This is a genomic window from Pseudomonas sp. PSPC3-2 (genome assembly GCF_049897085.1).
Lineage (GTDB): Bacteria > Pseudomonadota > Gammaproteobacteria > Pseudomonadales > Pseudomonadaceae > Aquipseudomonas > Aquipseudomonas paraveronii.
The window spans coordinates 31,261-46,602 of the sequence record NZ_JAFCVO010000028.1; the positions used below are offsets into that span (position 1 = coordinate 31,261).

The 15,342-nt window shown below is 62.1% G+C and carries 15 protein-coding genes; 10 read left to right on the forward strand and 5 right to left on the reverse strand.

Features of this window, described 5'->3' with window-relative positions:
* Positions 1-68: 68 nt before the first annotated feature.
* From ACP7CJ_RS27795 to ACP7CJ_RS27805, 3 genes are all read right to left on the reverse strand, one after another.
* Positions 69-1,319, reverse strand: coding sequence for a flavin-containing monooxygenase (locus ACP7CJ_RS27795; protein WP_276194102.1), 1,251 nt, complete (start codon positions 1,317-1,319; stop codon positions 69-71).
* A gap of 71 nt (positions 1,320-1,390) precedes the next feature.
* Entirely contained in the window at positions 1,391-1,840 is a 450-nt protein-coding gene (locus tag ACP7CJ_RS27800; RefSeq protein WP_426102661.1) for a type II 3-dehydroquinate dehydratase, read from the reverse strand.
* Positions 1,841-1,894: 54 nt separating this feature from the next.
* The gene (locus ACP7CJ_RS27805; protein ID WP_276194100.1) at positions 1,895-2,317 is read right to left on the reverse strand and encodes a RidA family protein; all 423 of its coding nucleotides are present in this window, start codon (positions 2,315-2,317) and stop codon (positions 1,895-1,897) included.
* 196 nt (positions 2,318-2,513) lie between these two features.
* Here ACP7CJ_RS27805 and ACP7CJ_RS27810 point away from each other — a divergent pair, with 196 nt between their 5' ends.
* From ACP7CJ_RS27810 to ACP7CJ_RS27850, 9 genes are all read left to right on the forward strand, one after another.
* Complete coding sequence (locus ACP7CJ_RS27810) at positions 2,514-3,488, forward strand: LysR family transcriptional regulator (protein WP_276194099.1); 975 nt, start codon at positions 2,514-2,516, stop codon at positions 3,486-3,488.
* Positions 3,489-3,812: 324 nt separating this feature from the next.
* A complete protein-coding gene (locus tag ACP7CJ_RS27815; RefSeq protein WP_276194098.1) occupies positions 3,813-5,330 on the forward strand; it encodes an amino acid ABC transporter permease/ATP-binding protein in 1,518 nt (505 codons plus the stop codon).
* A gap of 26 nt (positions 5,331-5,356) precedes the next feature.
* On the forward strand, positions 5,357-6,229 hold the full coding sequence (locus ACP7CJ_RS27820) for a phytanoyl-CoA dioxygenase family protein (RefSeq protein WP_426102663.1): 873 nt from the start codon (positions 5,357-5,359) through the stop codon (positions 6,227-6,229).
* A 28-nt stretch (positions 6,230-6,257) separates the two neighbouring features.
* Positions 6,258-7,088 carry an ABC transporter substrate-binding protein gene (locus ACP7CJ_RS27825; RefSeq protein ID WP_426102665.1) on the forward strand — a complete coding sequence of 277 codons (831 nt, stop codon included), beginning with the start codon at positions 6,258-6,260 and terminating at the stop codon, positions 7,086-7,088.
* Between the two features lie 50 nt (positions 7,089-7,138).
* Positions 7,139-7,870, forward strand: a complete 732-nt coding sequence (locus tag ACP7CJ_RS27830) for a class II aldolase and adducin N-terminal domain-containing protein (RefSeq protein ID WP_426102667.1) — start codon at positions 7,139-7,141, stop codon at positions 7,868-7,870.
* Positions 7,871-7,879: 9 nt separating this feature from the next.
* The gene (locus ACP7CJ_RS27835; RefSeq protein ID WP_426102669.1) at positions 7,880-8,557 is read left to right on the forward strand and encodes a DUF1028 domain-containing protein; all 678 of its coding nucleotides are present in this window, start codon (positions 7,880-7,882) and stop codon (positions 8,555-8,557) included.
* Positions 8,554-9,705: an acetylornithine deacetylase gene (argE, locus tag ACP7CJ_RS27840; protein WP_426102671.1), complete on the forward strand. Its 1,152-nt coding sequence runs from the start codon at positions 8,554-8,556 to the stop codon at positions 9,703-9,705. Before ACP7CJ_RS27835 ends, argE begins: the two co-directional genes overlap by 4 nt.
* Before the next feature lie 38 nt (positions 9,706-9,743).
* Positions 9,744-10,439 carry a tRNA (adenine(22)-N(1))-methyltransferase gene (locus ACP7CJ_RS27845; protein WP_426102673.1) on the forward strand — a complete coding sequence of 232 codons (696 nt, stop codon included), beginning with the start codon at positions 9,744-9,746 and terminating at the stop codon, positions 10,437-10,439.
* 256 nt (positions 10,440-10,695) lie between these two features.
* Complete coding sequence (locus ACP7CJ_RS27850) at positions 10,696-12,753, forward strand: methyl-accepting chemotaxis protein (RefSeq protein WP_426102675.1); 2,058 nt, start codon at positions 10,696-10,698, stop codon at positions 12,751-12,753.
* A gap of 190 nt (positions 12,754-12,943) precedes the next feature.
* On the opposite strand, the gene ACP7CJ_RS27855 is transcribed toward ACP7CJ_RS27850, so the two are convergent.
* Together ACP7CJ_RS27855 and ACP7CJ_RS27860 are read right to left on the reverse strand one after the other, a co-directional pair.
* Positions 12,944-13,570: a glutathione S-transferase family protein gene (locus ACP7CJ_RS27855; RefSeq protein ID WP_247408184.1), complete on the reverse strand. Its 627-nt coding sequence runs from the start codon at positions 13,568-13,570 to the stop codon at positions 12,944-12,946.
* A 64-nt stretch (positions 13,571-13,634) separates the two neighbouring features.
* The gene (locus ACP7CJ_RS27860; RefSeq protein WP_247408186.1) at positions 13,635-13,802 is read right to left on the reverse strand and encodes a DUF2986 domain-containing protein; all 168 of its coding nucleotides are present in this window, start codon (positions 13,800-13,802) and stop codon (positions 13,635-13,637) included.
* A 206-nt stretch (positions 13,803-14,008) separates the two neighbouring features.
* On the opposite strand from ACP7CJ_RS27860, the gene ACP7CJ_RS27865 reads away from it, so the two are divergent.
* On the forward strand, positions 14,009-14,929 hold the full coding sequence (locus ACP7CJ_RS27865; protein WP_426102679.1) for a DHH family phosphoesterase: 921 nt from the start codon (positions 14,009-14,011) through the stop codon (positions 14,927-14,929).
* Positions 14,930-15,342 lie beyond the last annotated feature (413 nt).

Sequence of the window (15,342 nt, forward strand, 5' to 3'; positions counted from 1 at the left end):
TCCTTGGCGAATGTCCAAAGTGGCGATTGTAACGGATCGGTCGTTGAAGTGGCGCTGGGAGCAAGGCGCTAAGCCTTGCCATACGCCATGTACTCGTTCTGCAACACGATGTGATCTGCCACGTACTTCGCATCATGCCAAACCCCGTAGATAAACGACGACGCCCGGTTCACCAGATTCGGCAGGCCCAGGAAGTAGATCCCGCTCTGTGCCGAAATCCCGCGTTTGTGGAACGGTTCGCCGTTCTCGTCGAACGCATCGACCTTCAACCAGTTGAAGTCGAACTTGAAACCGGTGGCCCACAGAATCGTGGTCACGCCGGCTTCGGCCAGGTCCAGGCTGAGGATCGGGTCAAGCAGGCATTGCGGGTCGGGCAGCAGTTCCCAGGCTTGCGGTTCTTCGGGGAACGGCAAGCCGTTTGCCTCGATATAGGCATCGGCGTCGCGCAGTACCTCGAAGTACGCTCGATCCCCCTCTGCCACGTTGGCGGCCAGGCCAGGGGCGAAGGTCATGACGCCTGCGTTCCAGTGTTCAGTGGCGCCCACCAGGGTGATCCCTTGGTGTGCGAGGCGGCGGAAGTCGACGGTCTTACCGCCTTCGTAGCCGCTGACGGCAAAGGCTACGTGTTTTTTCTTCGGCTGGATTTTGACTTCGTCCCACAGGCCCAGGGCGCCGAGCCACCAGCAATAGTCGCGGCCGCGGTAGGCGCGGGGAGGGCGGTAGTGTTCGCCGACCGAGAGGTACACGGTTTTGCCGGCCTTTTGCAGTTCTTCGGCGATCTGCGAGCCGGAGGCACCGGCGCCGACCACCAGCACAGCGCCTTCGGGCAGTTGGCCCGGATTCTTGTAGGCGCAGGAATGCAACTGATGCAGCGGCGCGCTGGTGGGGACGATGTCCGGGATCGAGGGGCGTTGGAACGGCCCGGTGGCGGCCACCACGTTAGCGGCCTCGATCACGCCCGCCGAGGTGGTCACCTTGAAGCCGGGGCGACCGACATGGCGCTCCACTTGCAACACTTCGACGCCGGTACGCACCGGGGCGTTGAGCATCTCGACATAGGCTTGGAAGTAATCGGCCATGCGCTCCTTGGGCGGGAAGGCTTCGGGGGAGATGCCCTCGAATTTCAGGCTAGGAAAGCGGTCGTGCCAGGCCGGGCCGTTGGCGACCAGCGAGTCCCAGCGCTCCGAACGCCAGCGCTCGGCGATGCGGCTGCGCTCCAGCACGATATGCGGCACGCCCATCAGCGACAGGTGCTCGCTCATGGCGACGCCGGCCTGGCCTGCGCCGACTACCAAGGTGTTGATTGTTTCGACGGACATAGGCGTTTCCTGAAAAGTTAGAGGTTTATCTGCAACACCGCAGAGCCGCATTTGATCGATGATCGGCCTGCTCACTGCTGCGGCTCTTTGAGCAGCTCGGCCAGCGCCGTGAGTGCGAGTCGGTAACCCAGCGCGCCCAACCCGGCGACCACGCCGGTGGCGGCTTTGGACACGTAGGAGTGATGCCGGAAGCTCTCGCGCTTCCAGATATTGCTCATGTGCGCTTCGATGATCGGGCCGTCGAACGCCAGTAGCGCATCGAGGATCGGCACCGAGCTGTAGCTCAGTCCGGCGGCGTTGATCACGATGGCGTCGGCGTTCAGGCGGGCCTCTTGAATCCAGTCCACCAGCACGCCTTCATGGTTGCTCTGGCGAAAGTCCAGGGTCAGGCCCAACTCAGCGGCGTGGCCCTGGCAACACGCTTCGATGCTGGCGAAGCTGGCGCTGCCGTAGGTGCCGTGCTTGTCCAGCCCGTAGAGGTTGGCGTTGGGGCCATTGAGGAAGTACACGGTGTGGGGCATGGGGTTCTCCGGCTTGTTCCGCGAGGTGCAACACGACTTCGGCGTCGGCCGCCTTCATACGGTCCAATCGTCCGGCACCACGGCGATCACATCGATCTCCATCAACCACTCGGGTTGGCCCAGGCCGGAAATCACCAGCCCGGTGGAAATCGGGAACACGCCCTTGAGCCATTTGCCGACCTCCTGATACACCGGCTCGCGGTAGCGCGGGTCGATCAAATAGGTGGTGGTCTTGACGATATGGGACAGGTCGGAACCCGCCTCCTCAAGCAGTTGCTTGACGTTTTTCATCGCTTGTTCGGCCTGGGCGCGCGGGTCGCCGAGGCCGACCAGGTTGCCGTCGAAATCAGTGCCGATCTGGCCGCGCACATAGATGGTGTTGCCGGCGCGCACGGCCTGGCACAGGTCGTTGTCCAGCGTCTGGTTGGGGTAGGTCTGCTTTGTGTTGAACATGCGGATGCGGGTGTGGGTGGGCATGGCTGGCGACTCGTCGGAAGCGGGATGCAATCAGCTTCACATCGCCTGTTGCCGGGCGAAACCAGCATTTGTGCGGGGTAGTGCTTAGGAAAAACCGAAGCCCGTGCTGGTCATCGCCCTGCGCAGGCCCCGCGCCTATCCCGGCATGAACCCTGCAACACGCTGGGCATACAGTCATTACCGAGGTACAGGCCTGATGCTCAGTCGTATTACTCAGCGCCAACTGGAATATTTTGTCGCGTCGGGCGAGGCCGGCAGCATCAGTGCCGCCGCTGAACGCATCCATGTCTCCTCGCCGTCGATCTCGGCGGCGATCACTCATATGGAGGCTGAGCTGGGCATCCAGCTGTTTATCCGGCATCACGCCCAGGGCATTTCCCTGACGGCAGTGGGGCGTCTGGTGATGCAAGAAGCCAAGCAGATCATGGAACAGATGAGCAACCTCTACACCATCGCCTCGGAGTCATTGAACACCGTGCGCGGGCCGCTGCGGGTGGGCTGCCTGGAGTCGCTGGCGCCGATGATCACCCCCGAGTTGGTGTTTGGCTTTGGTCGCGCGTTTCCGGGCGTGCGCGTGACCCAGGCCGAGGGTAACCACGAGGAACTGCTGGAAAAACTGCGCAGTGGCGAGCTGGACATCGCCCTGACCTACGACCTGGTGACCAGCCCCGACATCGACTTCCAACCCCTGGCACACCTGCCGCCGTATGTGATGGTCGGCGAGTACCACCCGCTGGCGAGTCTGTCGGCGGTCAGCATGCAGGACCTGGAGGCGTACCCGGTGGTGCTGCTCGACACGCCCTGGAGCCGCGACTATTTCCTCAGCCTGTTTATGCAGGCGGGCACCACGCCGAACATCATCATGCGCTCCACCAACCTCGAAACGGTGCGCGCCATGGTCGGCAACGGGATCGGTTATTCCTTCGCGAATGCGCGGCCCAAATCGAACCTGTCCCAGGACGGTAAACGCGTGATCCGCCTGCGCCTGGCGGGCACGCACCGACCGATGAAGCTGGGCTACGCCACGGCGAGCAACACCCAGCTGTCACGCGTGGTGTCGGCGTTTGCCGAGCGCTGCCGGATGTTTGTGTCTGACCAGTACATCCCCGGCATGGCACCGCCGAGTTTTTTTGACCCGCATGCGGTGCGCTCGCTCAGCAGTGTGAGCTGAATTTGCACCAAAAGGTCGCGTGTTCGGCGCGGTGAGTTCAGGCGCGCACCCTTTCGGTCAGGTCATGCGGCCTATCCAATGTGGGAGGGGGCTTGCCCCCGATTGCACTGGGTCAGCTTGCTGATGTGTTGCTGATGCGCCGCTATCGGGGGCAAGCCCCCTCCCACATTGATTTTTGGTGGTTTCGAGGGCGGCGGCGGGCTGCGTAGGTTCTGCCTACCCAGTGGACCGGGTTTTACGAATTGACCCCAAGGGCCCGTCCCCACGACTCTGATTTCATTGATGCAGATCAATTTCCTTCTTTTGGGGCAGGGCACCGCGACGATGACATTCGACTGGAATTACACGTTTGGTCTGCTGGGCGACGCCGAGTTCTGGCGCGCGACCTGGACGGTGATCAAGCTCAGCACCTTGACCTGGGTCTTGAGCATCGGTCTGGGCTTTCTGCTGGCGCTGGCCAAGCAATCCAGGCATGGGCTGCTCAGCGTTCCCGCTCGTGGCTATATCTGGCTGTTTCGCAGCCTGCCGCTGTTGGTGCTGTTGATCTTTATCTACAACCTGCCGCAAGCGCTGCCCGGCACTTCGGCGATTCTGGCCGACCCGTTCTGGTCCGGCTTGCTGGCCCTGGTGATTTGCGAAACGGCGTATGTGGCCGAGATCCATCGCGGCGGTTTGCTCTCGATCCCCAAAGGCCAAGGCGAGGCGGCGCGGGCGTTGGGCTTGAAGTTTTTCGGCACCCAATGGCGCGTGGTGATCCCCCAGGCATTGCGGGTGGCGCTGCCGTCCCTGGCCAACGAATACATCTCCATCGTCAAGCTCACCTCCCTGGTGTCGGTGATCTCGCTCACCGAAATCCTGATGGTCGGCCAGCGCCTGTATTCGCAGAACTTCCTGGTGATCGAAACCATGGCGGCGGTGGCGTTCTTCTACGTGTTTATCGTCACCGTGTTCGACTTCCTGCTCAAACGCCTGGAGCGCTTTCTCGACGTCAACCAGCGCAATGTGTCGCGGGTTCCCGATGCGGCGGTGCTGGCCCTGGCCACACAACAACGGGTCGCGCTGCAACGTCCGGCCACCAGCGGGGCCCCGGCGCTGCAAGCCACGCGGCTGCACAAGGCCTACAACGACATCGAGGTGCTGGGCTCGGTCAACCTGCAGGTCCTGCCCGGTGAAGTGGTGTCGGTGATCGGGCCGTCGGGGTCGGGCAAAACCACCTTGATTCGCCTGCTCAACGGCCTGGAGCAACTGGACAACGGCGAGATCAAGATCAACGGCCAGCCGTTCATTCACCTGAACAAAACCGGCGCGCAGAAACCGCAGTACATCGAGCACGCCGAGCATCGCTTGAACATCGGCATGGTGTTCCAGAGCTTCAACCTGTTCCCGCACTTGAGCGTGCTCGACAACCTGCTGATGGCGCCGAAATACCACGGCCTGGGGCGCACCGACGAGCTCAAGCAACAGGCCTACGCGCTATTGCACAAGGTCGGCATGCTCGACCACGCCTGGAAGTACCCGCACCAACTCTCCGGCGGCCAGCAGCAACGCGTGGCCATCGCCCGCGCCCTGATGATGCGCCCGCAGATCATGCTGTTCGACGAGCCCACCTCGGCGCTCGACCCGGAGAAAGTCAACGAAGTGCTGCAGGTCATCGAAGCCTTGGCCGAGGAGGGCATCACCATGGTGATCGTCACCCACGAGATGAATTTCGCGTTCAAGGTCTCCGATCGCATCGTGTTCATGGAGAAGGGGCGTGTGGTCTGCGACGACACGCCCGCGGTATTGCGCAGCGGCCAGAACCCACGCGTGGAGGCGTTCCTCAAGGACGTCTCGCTGGCGTGACCCCTCTAACGTTCAGGAAACATAAAATGATCGAGCAAGATGAAATCGAGCAGTTCCGGCGCGACGGATACCTGGTGGTGGAAGGCGTGTTGTCGATGGACGAAGTGGCCGCGCTGCAGCACGACTTCGACCAGTGGGTAGAAGAAAGTCGCGGCCATGATCAGGGCTGGGGCACGACCTTGGATGGCCGCGCACGCTTCGATCTGGAGGGCGACCATCGCGCCGATCACCCGTCGCTGCGCCGGGTCAGCTCGCCCACCGAGATTTCCCCAGTGTATGAACGCGTGGCGTTGCATTCACGCATGGCGGCGATTTCCGCGCAGTTGATCGGCGCCAGCGGCGCACGCTTTCACCACAGCAAGATCAATTCGAAGCTGCCCCACACCGCGACCCAGGTGAAGTGGCACCAGGACTTTTTATTCACGCCCCACAGCAACGACGACATCATCACCGCCTTGCTGATGGTCAGCGAAGTGACCCCGCAAAACGGCCCGCTGAATGTGATCCCCGGCAGCCATAAAGGCCCGCTGTGGTCGCACTGGCAGAACCAGCGTTTCACCGGTGCGGTGGACGACGCAGTGGTCGCGGAACACTGCCGGCAACCGATCGCCTGCTACGGCCCGGCCGGTTCCGTGTGCTTCATGCACACCCGCTTGCTGCACGCCTCCAGCCCTAACGAGACTGAACTGCCGCGCACCCTGTTCATCAGCGTCTACGCCGCTGAAGACGCGCTGCCATTCGGCGAAAACCCTCTGCCCAGCGCACATGCCGGCCTGCTGGTAGCCGGTGAAGAAAGTGGCTTGATACGTTCCACGGACAACCAACTGCGCTTGCCGCAGAAACCCCGTGGTGCGTCTTTCTTTGTGCAACAGGCCGGACAAGATTCTGCCACTGCCTAACCTCCCCACTCCCTTGCAGGTATTGACCATGACAGCGTTTCGTAAAAGTGTTCGTCCCCTTGCCGTGTGCCTGCTGGGCGCAGCGGTTGCGATGACCTCGTTGGCGGCTTCGGCGTTCCAGCAGGACGGCAAGATCATCGCCGGTTCCGATGTGACGTTCTTCCCCTATGAATACATGGATAACAACAAGCCGGCGGGCTTCGATATTGAGTTCATGGACGGCCTGGGCAAGGTCATGGGGCGCAAGGTCGAGACCCTCGACACGCGCTTTCCCAACCTGATTACCGGCCTGCAGGCCGGGCGTTTCGATGTGACCAACTCGTCGATGTACATCACTGCCGAGCGGGTCAAGGTCATCGACATGATTCCCTACCTGAAAAGCGGCGAGTCGATCCTGACCCTCAAGGACAGCACCTTCCAACCCAAGACCCCGGAAGAGTTCTGCGGCCACAAGATCGGTTCCATGGGCGCTACGTCCTGGCTGGCGCAGATGAACAAACTGTCGGCCGAGTACTGCGTGGCCAAAGGGTTGAAGCCGATCCAGATCAGCGAGTACAGCACCGACCCGCAAACCACCCAGGCCCTGCTGGCCCATGCGGTCGAAGCGCAGATCACCGACGCGGCCGTGGCACGTGGTGTGATCGACAAACTGGGCAGCCGCGTGGTGATTTCGTCCGACGCCTTGATCTACCCGGTGCTGAACGGCTTCGGCGTGAAGAAGGGCAATGACACGGTCAAGCAGGCCTTGCTCGACGGTCTGGAGAAGTACCGCACCACGCCGGAATACGCGGCCTTGCTCAAGAAGTACAACTTCGAGGCGCCTACCGATGCCGACCTTGCGGCGCTGATGCCCAAGTAAGCCTATTGCGCGGCCGCAGTCTTGCGGCCGCGCCCTGCGGAGACCGATCCATGGCGTTATCCCTCGAAGAACAGACGCGCATCGACCTGGCGGCGACCTTTCGCATCGTTGCCCACCTGGGCATGCACGAGGCGGTGGCCAACCACTTCAGCGCTGCCGTGTCGGCCGATGGCAAACAGTTTTTGCTCAACCCGAAGTGGAAGCACTTCTCGCGCATTCGCGCCAGCGACCTGCTGCTATTGAACGCCGACGACCCCGCCTGTGCCGACCACCCGGACGTGGACGCCACCGCCTGGTCGATCCACGGGCAGATCCATCGACGGCTGCCGCACACCCGTGCCGTGCTGCACTTGCACCCGGTCTACACCACGGCGGTGGCGTGCCTGGCCAAGCCGCACATCCCGGCGATCGACCAGAACACCGCACGCTATTTCAACCGCGTGGCGGTGGACGAGCTCTACGGCGGCATGGCCGACACCGAGGCCGAAGGCGCACGCCTGGCCGGCTTGCTCGACGGCAAGAGCCGCCTGTTGATGGGCAACCACGGTGTGATGGTGACCGCCTCGTCTATCGGTGAAGCGTTCGACGATATCTGGACCCTGGAGCGCGCCTGCCAGATCCTCGTCACGGCGTGGTCCACCGGGCAGCCGTTGCGGGTGTTGTCCGATGAAGTGGCGGAAAGAACCGCGCGGGGCTGGGAAGGCATCACCGATTTCTCGCGCCGGCATTTTGAAGAAATGAAGCACATGATGATCGATGCCGATGCGTCGGTGCTCGACTGAGGAAGCCCTATGACCTTTTCCGTTGTCGCCCGCTGTGCCGAGACGGGCCAGTTGGGGATCGCTATCAGTTCGTCGAGCATCGCCGTGGGCGCGCGTTGCCCGTGGCTGCGCCCCGGTGTAGGCGCGGTGGCGTCGCAGAACATCACCCTGCCGAGCCTGGGCCCGCAGATTCTCGACCTGCTGGAGCAGGGCATGGCGCCGAGTGAGGCCGTGGCGGCGGTGTTTGCCGGGCAGGACCACCGCGACTATCGGCAGGTGACGGTGATCGATGGCCTGGGCCGCACCGCACATTTCAGTGGCTCGCAAACCCTTGGCATTCATGCGGCGCTGAGTGGCGAGCAATGCGTGGCGGCCGGGAACATGCTGGCCAATCCCGATGTAATCGCTGCGATGGTCGGCGTGTTCGAGAACGCCTCCGGGCCTCTGGCGGACCGGCTGCTCGCCGCGATGCATGCTGGCCAGGCCCACGGCGGTGAAGCGGGGCCGGTGCATTCGGCGGCCCTGATGGTGGTCGATGAGCTGTTGTGGCCCATCGTCAGTCTGCGCGTGGACTGGGCCGACGCCGACCCGATTGGCGCCCTCGATCTGCTCTGGCAGGCCTATCGCGGGCAACTGCAAGACTACCTCGACCGCGCCCTCAACCCGCACATCGCGCCGGGCTATGCGGTGCCGGGAGATGACCGATGAGCCACAGCCGTGACCTGCTGGCGCAACTGGTGCGCTTCGACACTACCAGCCGCGAATCCAACCTCGCGCTGATCGACTTCGTGCGCACGTATTTGCAGGGCCACGGTGTCGCCTGTGAACTGGTGTTCAACGAACACAAGAACAAGGCCAACCTGCTGGCGACCATCGGCCCGGCGGATGTGCCTGGCATCGTGCTGTCCGGGCATACCGATGGGGTGCCGGTGGACGGCCAGCGCTGGAGCGTGGCGCCGTTCGACCTCACCGAAAAAGACGGCAAGTTGTACGGGCGTGGTACCGCCGACATGAAGGGCTATATCGCCTGTGTGTTGGCCTGTGTGCCGACGCTGGTGCGGGCGTCGCTGCGTATGCCGGTGCATATTGCGCTGTCCTATGACGAAGAGGTGGGCTGCCTGGGCGTGCGTTCATTGATCGAAAGGTTTCACGCGCAGCCGGTCAAGCCGTTGTTGTGTGTGATCGGCGAGCCCACCGAACTCAAGCCGGTGCTGGGGCACAAAGGCAAATTGGCCGTGCGCTGCGACGTGCAGGGTGCGGCGTGTCATTCGGCCTATGCACCATCAGGCGTCAACGCCATTGAGTACGCGGCCTGCTTGATCCGGGAACTGGTGCGGCTCGGTGAGGAACTCAAGGCGCCGCAACACCTGAACGTGGCGTTCGATCCGCCGTTTTCCACGGTGCAAACCGGGGTGATGAGCGGCGGCAAGGCGCTGAATATCGTCCCGCAGCAGTGCTGCTTTGATTTCGAAGTGCGCTCGCTGCCGACCCAGGACCCGTGGCAGGTGGCGCACCAGTTACGTTTGTATGCCGAGCAAACCCTGCTGCCGGCGATGCGGGCGGTGAGTGCGCAGTGCGCGATCGGCTTCAGTGAGTTGTCCAGCTATCCGGGGTTGGCGACTTCGTCGCAAAGCCAGGCGGCTGAGTGGGTCGCGCAGTTTTGCGGTTCGCAGGACTTCGGCACCGTCGCCTTCGGCAGCGAAGGCGGGCTGTTCGATCAGGCGGGGATTCCCACCGTGGTGTGCGGACCCGGCAGCATGGAACAGGGGCACAAGGCGGATGAGTTCATCAGTCTGCAGCAACTGGATGCGTGTGATCGAATGCTGGAGCGGGTGGTGGAGTTTGTGCGTCAATAGCCCTCGCACTGACACTCGTGGTGAAGAAGGAACCGCAGTTGAACGAACACACATTGTCCATGCGCCTGGAGCGCGTAGCCGCGCATGTGCCGGCTGGGGCGCGGTTGGCGGATATCGGCTCCGACCATGGCTACCTGCCGGTGGCGTTGCTGCGTCGTGGCCTGATCGCGGCGGCGGTGGCGGGGGAGGTGGCCGCGACGCCATTCCAGGCCGCCGAACGCACCGTGCGTGAAAATGGCCTGGAGCAACACGTCAGCGTGCGCCTGGCCGATGGCCTGGCAGCCATCACGGCTGCCGACGCGGTCACCGCGATCAGCGTCTGCGGCATGGGCGGCGAGACGATCCGCAACATCCTCGACAGCGGCAAGGCGCACCTCACCGGCCAAGAGCGCTTGATCCTGCAACCCAACGGCGGCGAGCAACCGCTGCGCCAATGGCTGATGGACAACGGTTACCGCATCCTGGTCGAAGAGTTGTTGCGGGAAAACCGCTTCTACTACGAAATCATCGTCGCCGAGCGCGCCGAACCGGTGGCGTACAGTGCCGAAGAGTTGTACTTCGGTCCGCTGCAGTTGCAGGCCCGCAGCCCGGCCTTCCTGGCCAAGTGGCAGCGCCTGCTGCGGCAAAAGCAGAAAACCCTGGCCAGTTTCGAGCAGGCTCGCCAGGCGGTGCCGCAGGCCAAGGTGCAAGAGGTCGCCCGGCAGGTGCAGTGGATCACCGCGTTGCTGGCGTGAGCTGGCCTTTCATTGCCGCACCGGGTTGATCGAACCCACTCGCTACTCGGTCGTTCCCTTGATTGAGTGCTTTCGCCCCATTTTCGAGCACTGCGCGCGATTTTTTGCGTGCCGCACCGCCTATTCAGGGGCTCGCTAGTGGCGGCTCGTATCTTGCTTGGGCCTTCCCAATCAATGACATGGCACTTTGCCGTGATTCATTTCAAGGCTTCGTCCATCGTTGCCTCGCGTGGGTTGTTTTGGGGAGTAGTCGGCCATGCACAGTCTGTTGTCACCCGGTATCCGCCTGCTCGGACGTTTCGGCTTCGCCCGCAAATTCCAGATCCTGTTCATTCTGTTCATGCTGCCCCTGGTCGGGAGCCTCTGGATGATCGGGCTGGACTATCGCGACAAACTTGCGGTGATTTCCAGCGAAAAGTCCGGCGTTTCTCAACTACTGGCCCTGGACGCGTTAGATGGCCAATTGATTGCCCAGCGCAACCTCGCCTCGCGCTGGAAAGCGCTGGACCTGCTGCGTGAACCGACGCCCGCAGCCAAGGCGGCGATGGACAAGCTGGATGCGAACAACCCGCTTATCCTGCAAAGCCTGCAAGCTCTGGGCGATGCGCTCAAACAACAGGGCGCGAGCGTCGACACCCTGGCGCGCTTCGACGCGTTGCAGGCAATGGTCAAGGGGATGGATGTGCAATCCCTGCGCACCGTGGGCTGGTGGCCGGACGGCTACGATCGCTTCACCTCGGCGCTGACCGCCATGCAAACCCTGCGCGAACAGATCACCCTCGACGCCGGCCTGATCCTCGACCCCTGGCTGGAGACTTATCTGCTAATGCAGATTTCCACCCAGCACACGCCGGACCTGATCGAGCGTATCGGCCGCATGGCCAGTATTGGTCAGTCGTCCATCGCCTCGGGGCAGTTCACGTTGCAAAGCCGCTTGCAGATGCGCGACCTGCGCGGCCGTATCGGCGATGCGCGAGACCAGTTGGTCAAGGCCGCTGCGTCGCTCAAGGCCAAACCATACCTCGGCCTGGAGCCCTGGACCGCGCAGTACGATAACAGCCTGCAACAACTGGACAGCGAGCTTAAAGTGCTCGACGACGGCGTGTTCGGTGGCACCATCAAACTCGACCCTGCCGGTTTCGAGCGCAGTGTCGACACGATGCTCGGCAGCCTGGGCGCGCTGCGCAACCAGTCGCTCCGCTCGCTGGATGCACGCCTGACCTATTACCACGATCGCGCCTTGCAGCAATTCATCCCCGTCGCGGCCATCTTCAGCCTGCTGGCCCTGGCGGCGCTCTACCTGTTCATGTGTCTGCAAGCCTCGATCCGTCGCAGTGCCAGCGGCATCACCACGCTGGCCCAGTCCCTGCGCGACGGCAACCTGTGCGTGGAAGTGGCTGTTGACGGCCGCGATGAACTGGCTGCGATCAGCGCCGCGCTCAACGTGGCGGTGGTGCAACTGCGTACCAGCCTGCTGGGCGTAAATCACGAGACTCAGCAGCTTGGTTCGGCGGTGCTCACGCTCAACTCGCAATCGGGCAGCACCCTCACCGACGTCGAAGACCAGCAATACCAGATCAGCCAGATCGCCGCAGCGGCTACGCAACTGGCCGCCACTTCCATGGGCGTCGCCAAAAGCTGTGAACAAGCCTCAGGTAGCGCCCAGCACACTCGACGCATCGCCGAAGACAGCAGCCGCGATAGCCAGCGCACCACGGCCAGCATCCAGCAACTCAACCGGCGCCTGACCGACACCGCCAACGCCCTGGAACAAGTGAGCCAACAGGGCCAGCAGATTCAGTCGGTGGTCGACACCATTCGTGGCATCGCCGAGCAAACCAACCTGCTGGCACTTAACGCCGCCATAGAAGCCGCGCGCGCCGGCGAACAGGGCAGGGGCTTTGCGGTGGTCGCTGATGAAGTGCGCAGCCTGTCGCAACGCACCCAGGCCTCCACCGCGCAAATCGCTAGCACCGTGGACAGCTTGCGCGCCACGGTCAGCCAGGCGGTCACATTGATGAGCGCCGCCTGCGCTCAGGCCCTGACCGACGCCGAGTCCGTCACCGGGCTGGGCACGCGGCTGGGCGAGATCGCCGGGGCGGTGCAGAACGTCACCGACACCCTGGCGCACATCGCGGCGGCGGTGGAAGAGCAGGCGACGACGGCGGATGAAGTGAGCGGCAATATCCAGCAGGTGGACCAGGCGGCGGGGCGCTTGCTCGATGGCGCGCGGGCGGTGAACCGGGCTGCGGATACGCTGAGCAAGGGGAGCCGCGCGTTGAGTGACAACACCGCACGTTTCCGCCTGAGCTGAGTGGGCTGCCGAGAGAGCTTTGCCGGGGGTAAACCCGTCCAAATGTGGGAGCTGTCGAGCTTCAGCGAGGCTGCGACAGGATCACCTCGGTGTGCCTGCTAAACCTCAGCGCCTGCATCGCAGCCTCGCTAAAGCTCGGCAGCGCGTGCAGGGCGCCGGTTCAAGCACTCGCCAAAGGCCTCATCGCCCGTCACTTCGCAAACGCATACTCCCCACCCTGTTCCAGCGCCTTGCGATACGCCGGTCGCGCCTGGAACCGCTGCACCCACGCCGCCAGGTTCGGATACGCCTGCAACTTGCCCTGTGCGTTGGCGATTTCGCCGATAAAACTCATCTGAATATCCGCGCCACTTAATTCGTCACCCACCAGATACGGCGTGTGCGCCAGCGCATCGTTGAGATAACCCAGGTAATTGGCCACCTCGGACTCGATTCGCGGATGCAACGGAGCGCCGGCGTCACCCAGGAACCCGACGTACAGGTTGAGCATCAACGGCAGCATCGCCGAGCCTTCGGCGAAGTGCAGCCATTGCACGTACTCATCAAAGGCGGCGGTGCTTGGGTCCGGTTGCAGGCGGCCCGCACCGTGGCGACGGATCAGGTAATCGATGATCGCGGCGGACTCGATCACCACGCGCGAGCCGTCTTCAATTACCGGGGACTTGCCCAGCGGATGAACCGCCTTGAGTTCCGGCGGCGCCAGGTTGGTCTTCGGGTCACGCTGGTAACGCTTGATCTCGTAAGGCAGGCCGAGCTCTTCGAGCAGCCATAGAATGCGCTGCGAGCGCGAGTTATTGAGGTGGTGGACAGTGATCATGGGAACTCCGCTGGGCGAGAAGGGGCGAGGAACAGACTGCTACGCCGCTATAGAGTGCCTTGAATCAGGTTTCGTTGTCTGGGGAACTGCTGGCGTCCTGATCGGACCCCTCCGCCAGTTTCAAGCGGTCCGCTTTACTGACGTATTTATCTTTGCTTTTAGGTGCCAATTTGGCACTGGCCTTCTTTGCGTTGGCCTTTAATAGCTGATTGATCTTTTTACGACGGTTCATGATTGCTACTCAGCAGGTGAATGCCGGAATGATATCAGCTTGAAACAGTGAGCCACTGCAACCCGATGGCGTTCGAGGCAGGCGCTATCGCTTGGTGGTAACGGCATAGGGGCCTGGGTGTCATATTTTATTCATGAGTGCGTCGGACACTCATGCGCGGTTTTCATTTTGGACAATGGATTTTAAGGAAAGCAATGTCGCACATCATGCGGGTCGTGACCTCCGGCTCCGCCTATCTGGATATCGACGCCTTCGCCTGCTGTATCGCCTACGCCGAGCTGTTGAACCATCAAGGTATCAATGCTCGTGCAGTCAGCAGCGCACCGCTCAATTTCAGCATCCCCAACACCCTACTCGACTGGCCCTCTGCCCTGGACAACTACTTGCCCGGTCCAGGCGATGAATTTGTCCTGGTGGATGTCTGCGACCCTCACCACTTTGACCCGCTGGTGGTACTCGACCAAGTGGTCGAGGTGATCGATCACCATCCGGGCTTTGAAACCTACTGGGCGCAGACCCTGGGTACTGCCGCCGACATTCGCCCTATAGGCGCGGCGGCGACCCTGGTTTTTCTGCGCTGGGAAGCGGCAGGCCTGTTGCCGATGATCAGCCAACACAGTGCTGCCTTGCTGGCCACGGCAATCCTGGACAACACCCTCTATTTCACCGGGCAACTGACCACGCCGCAGGACCGGCGCGCCTATGAGTGCCTCGCACGGTGCGCGCGGCTGGCTGCGAATTGGCCCGAGCAGTATTTCGCCGAATGCCAGGCTGCGATCGAGTCCGACCTGATCGCAGCCCTGGCGGCTGACCTGAAACGGATGACCGTCACTGACCAACTGCCACACCTGTTCGCGCAGATGACGGTGTGGGACGCCGGGGCGCTGATACGGCGGCATCGGCCGGCGATTGCGCGCTGGCTTGCGGGGCAGGGGGACGATTGGATGTTGAACGCAATCAGCATCCGGGAGAGCAAGGGGTACTGGTTGGCGGAGGCGGTGGCCAGCCAGCAGAAGCTGAGCCAGCTACTGTCTATAGAGTGGCAGGAAGGAATCGCGGTGATCGAGCCGTCGTTGCAGCGTAAGGACCTGCTGAAGTTGGCGTTGTCGGCGTCATCCTTTCAATAATGTGCTCTACGACCTTGGAAGTTTGCAGCCTGACAGCCCAGGCTCCTGGGTAAGGAAAAGAATTTTCAGGCGGGGGTTGACCACGTAATTTAATCCTGTATTATTTTCCTCCCGCTAACGAGCAGTTCACTGCTGGTCTGGCTTAAGTAGTTGATTTCCTTAGTGAAATTAAAAACTTTTAAGGTTGCTACTTCGGGGGGTGTGCTGTAGAGTGCGCTCCTCGGTTGAGACGAAAGATCTTAACCAACCGCTCTTTAACAACTGAATCAAGCAATTCGTGTGGGTGCTTGTGGGGTCAGACTGATAGTCAACAAGATTATCAGCATCACAAGTTACTCCGCGAGAAATCAAAGATGTAACCAACGATTGCTGAGCCAAGTTTAGGGTTTCTTAAAAACCCAAAGATGTTTGAA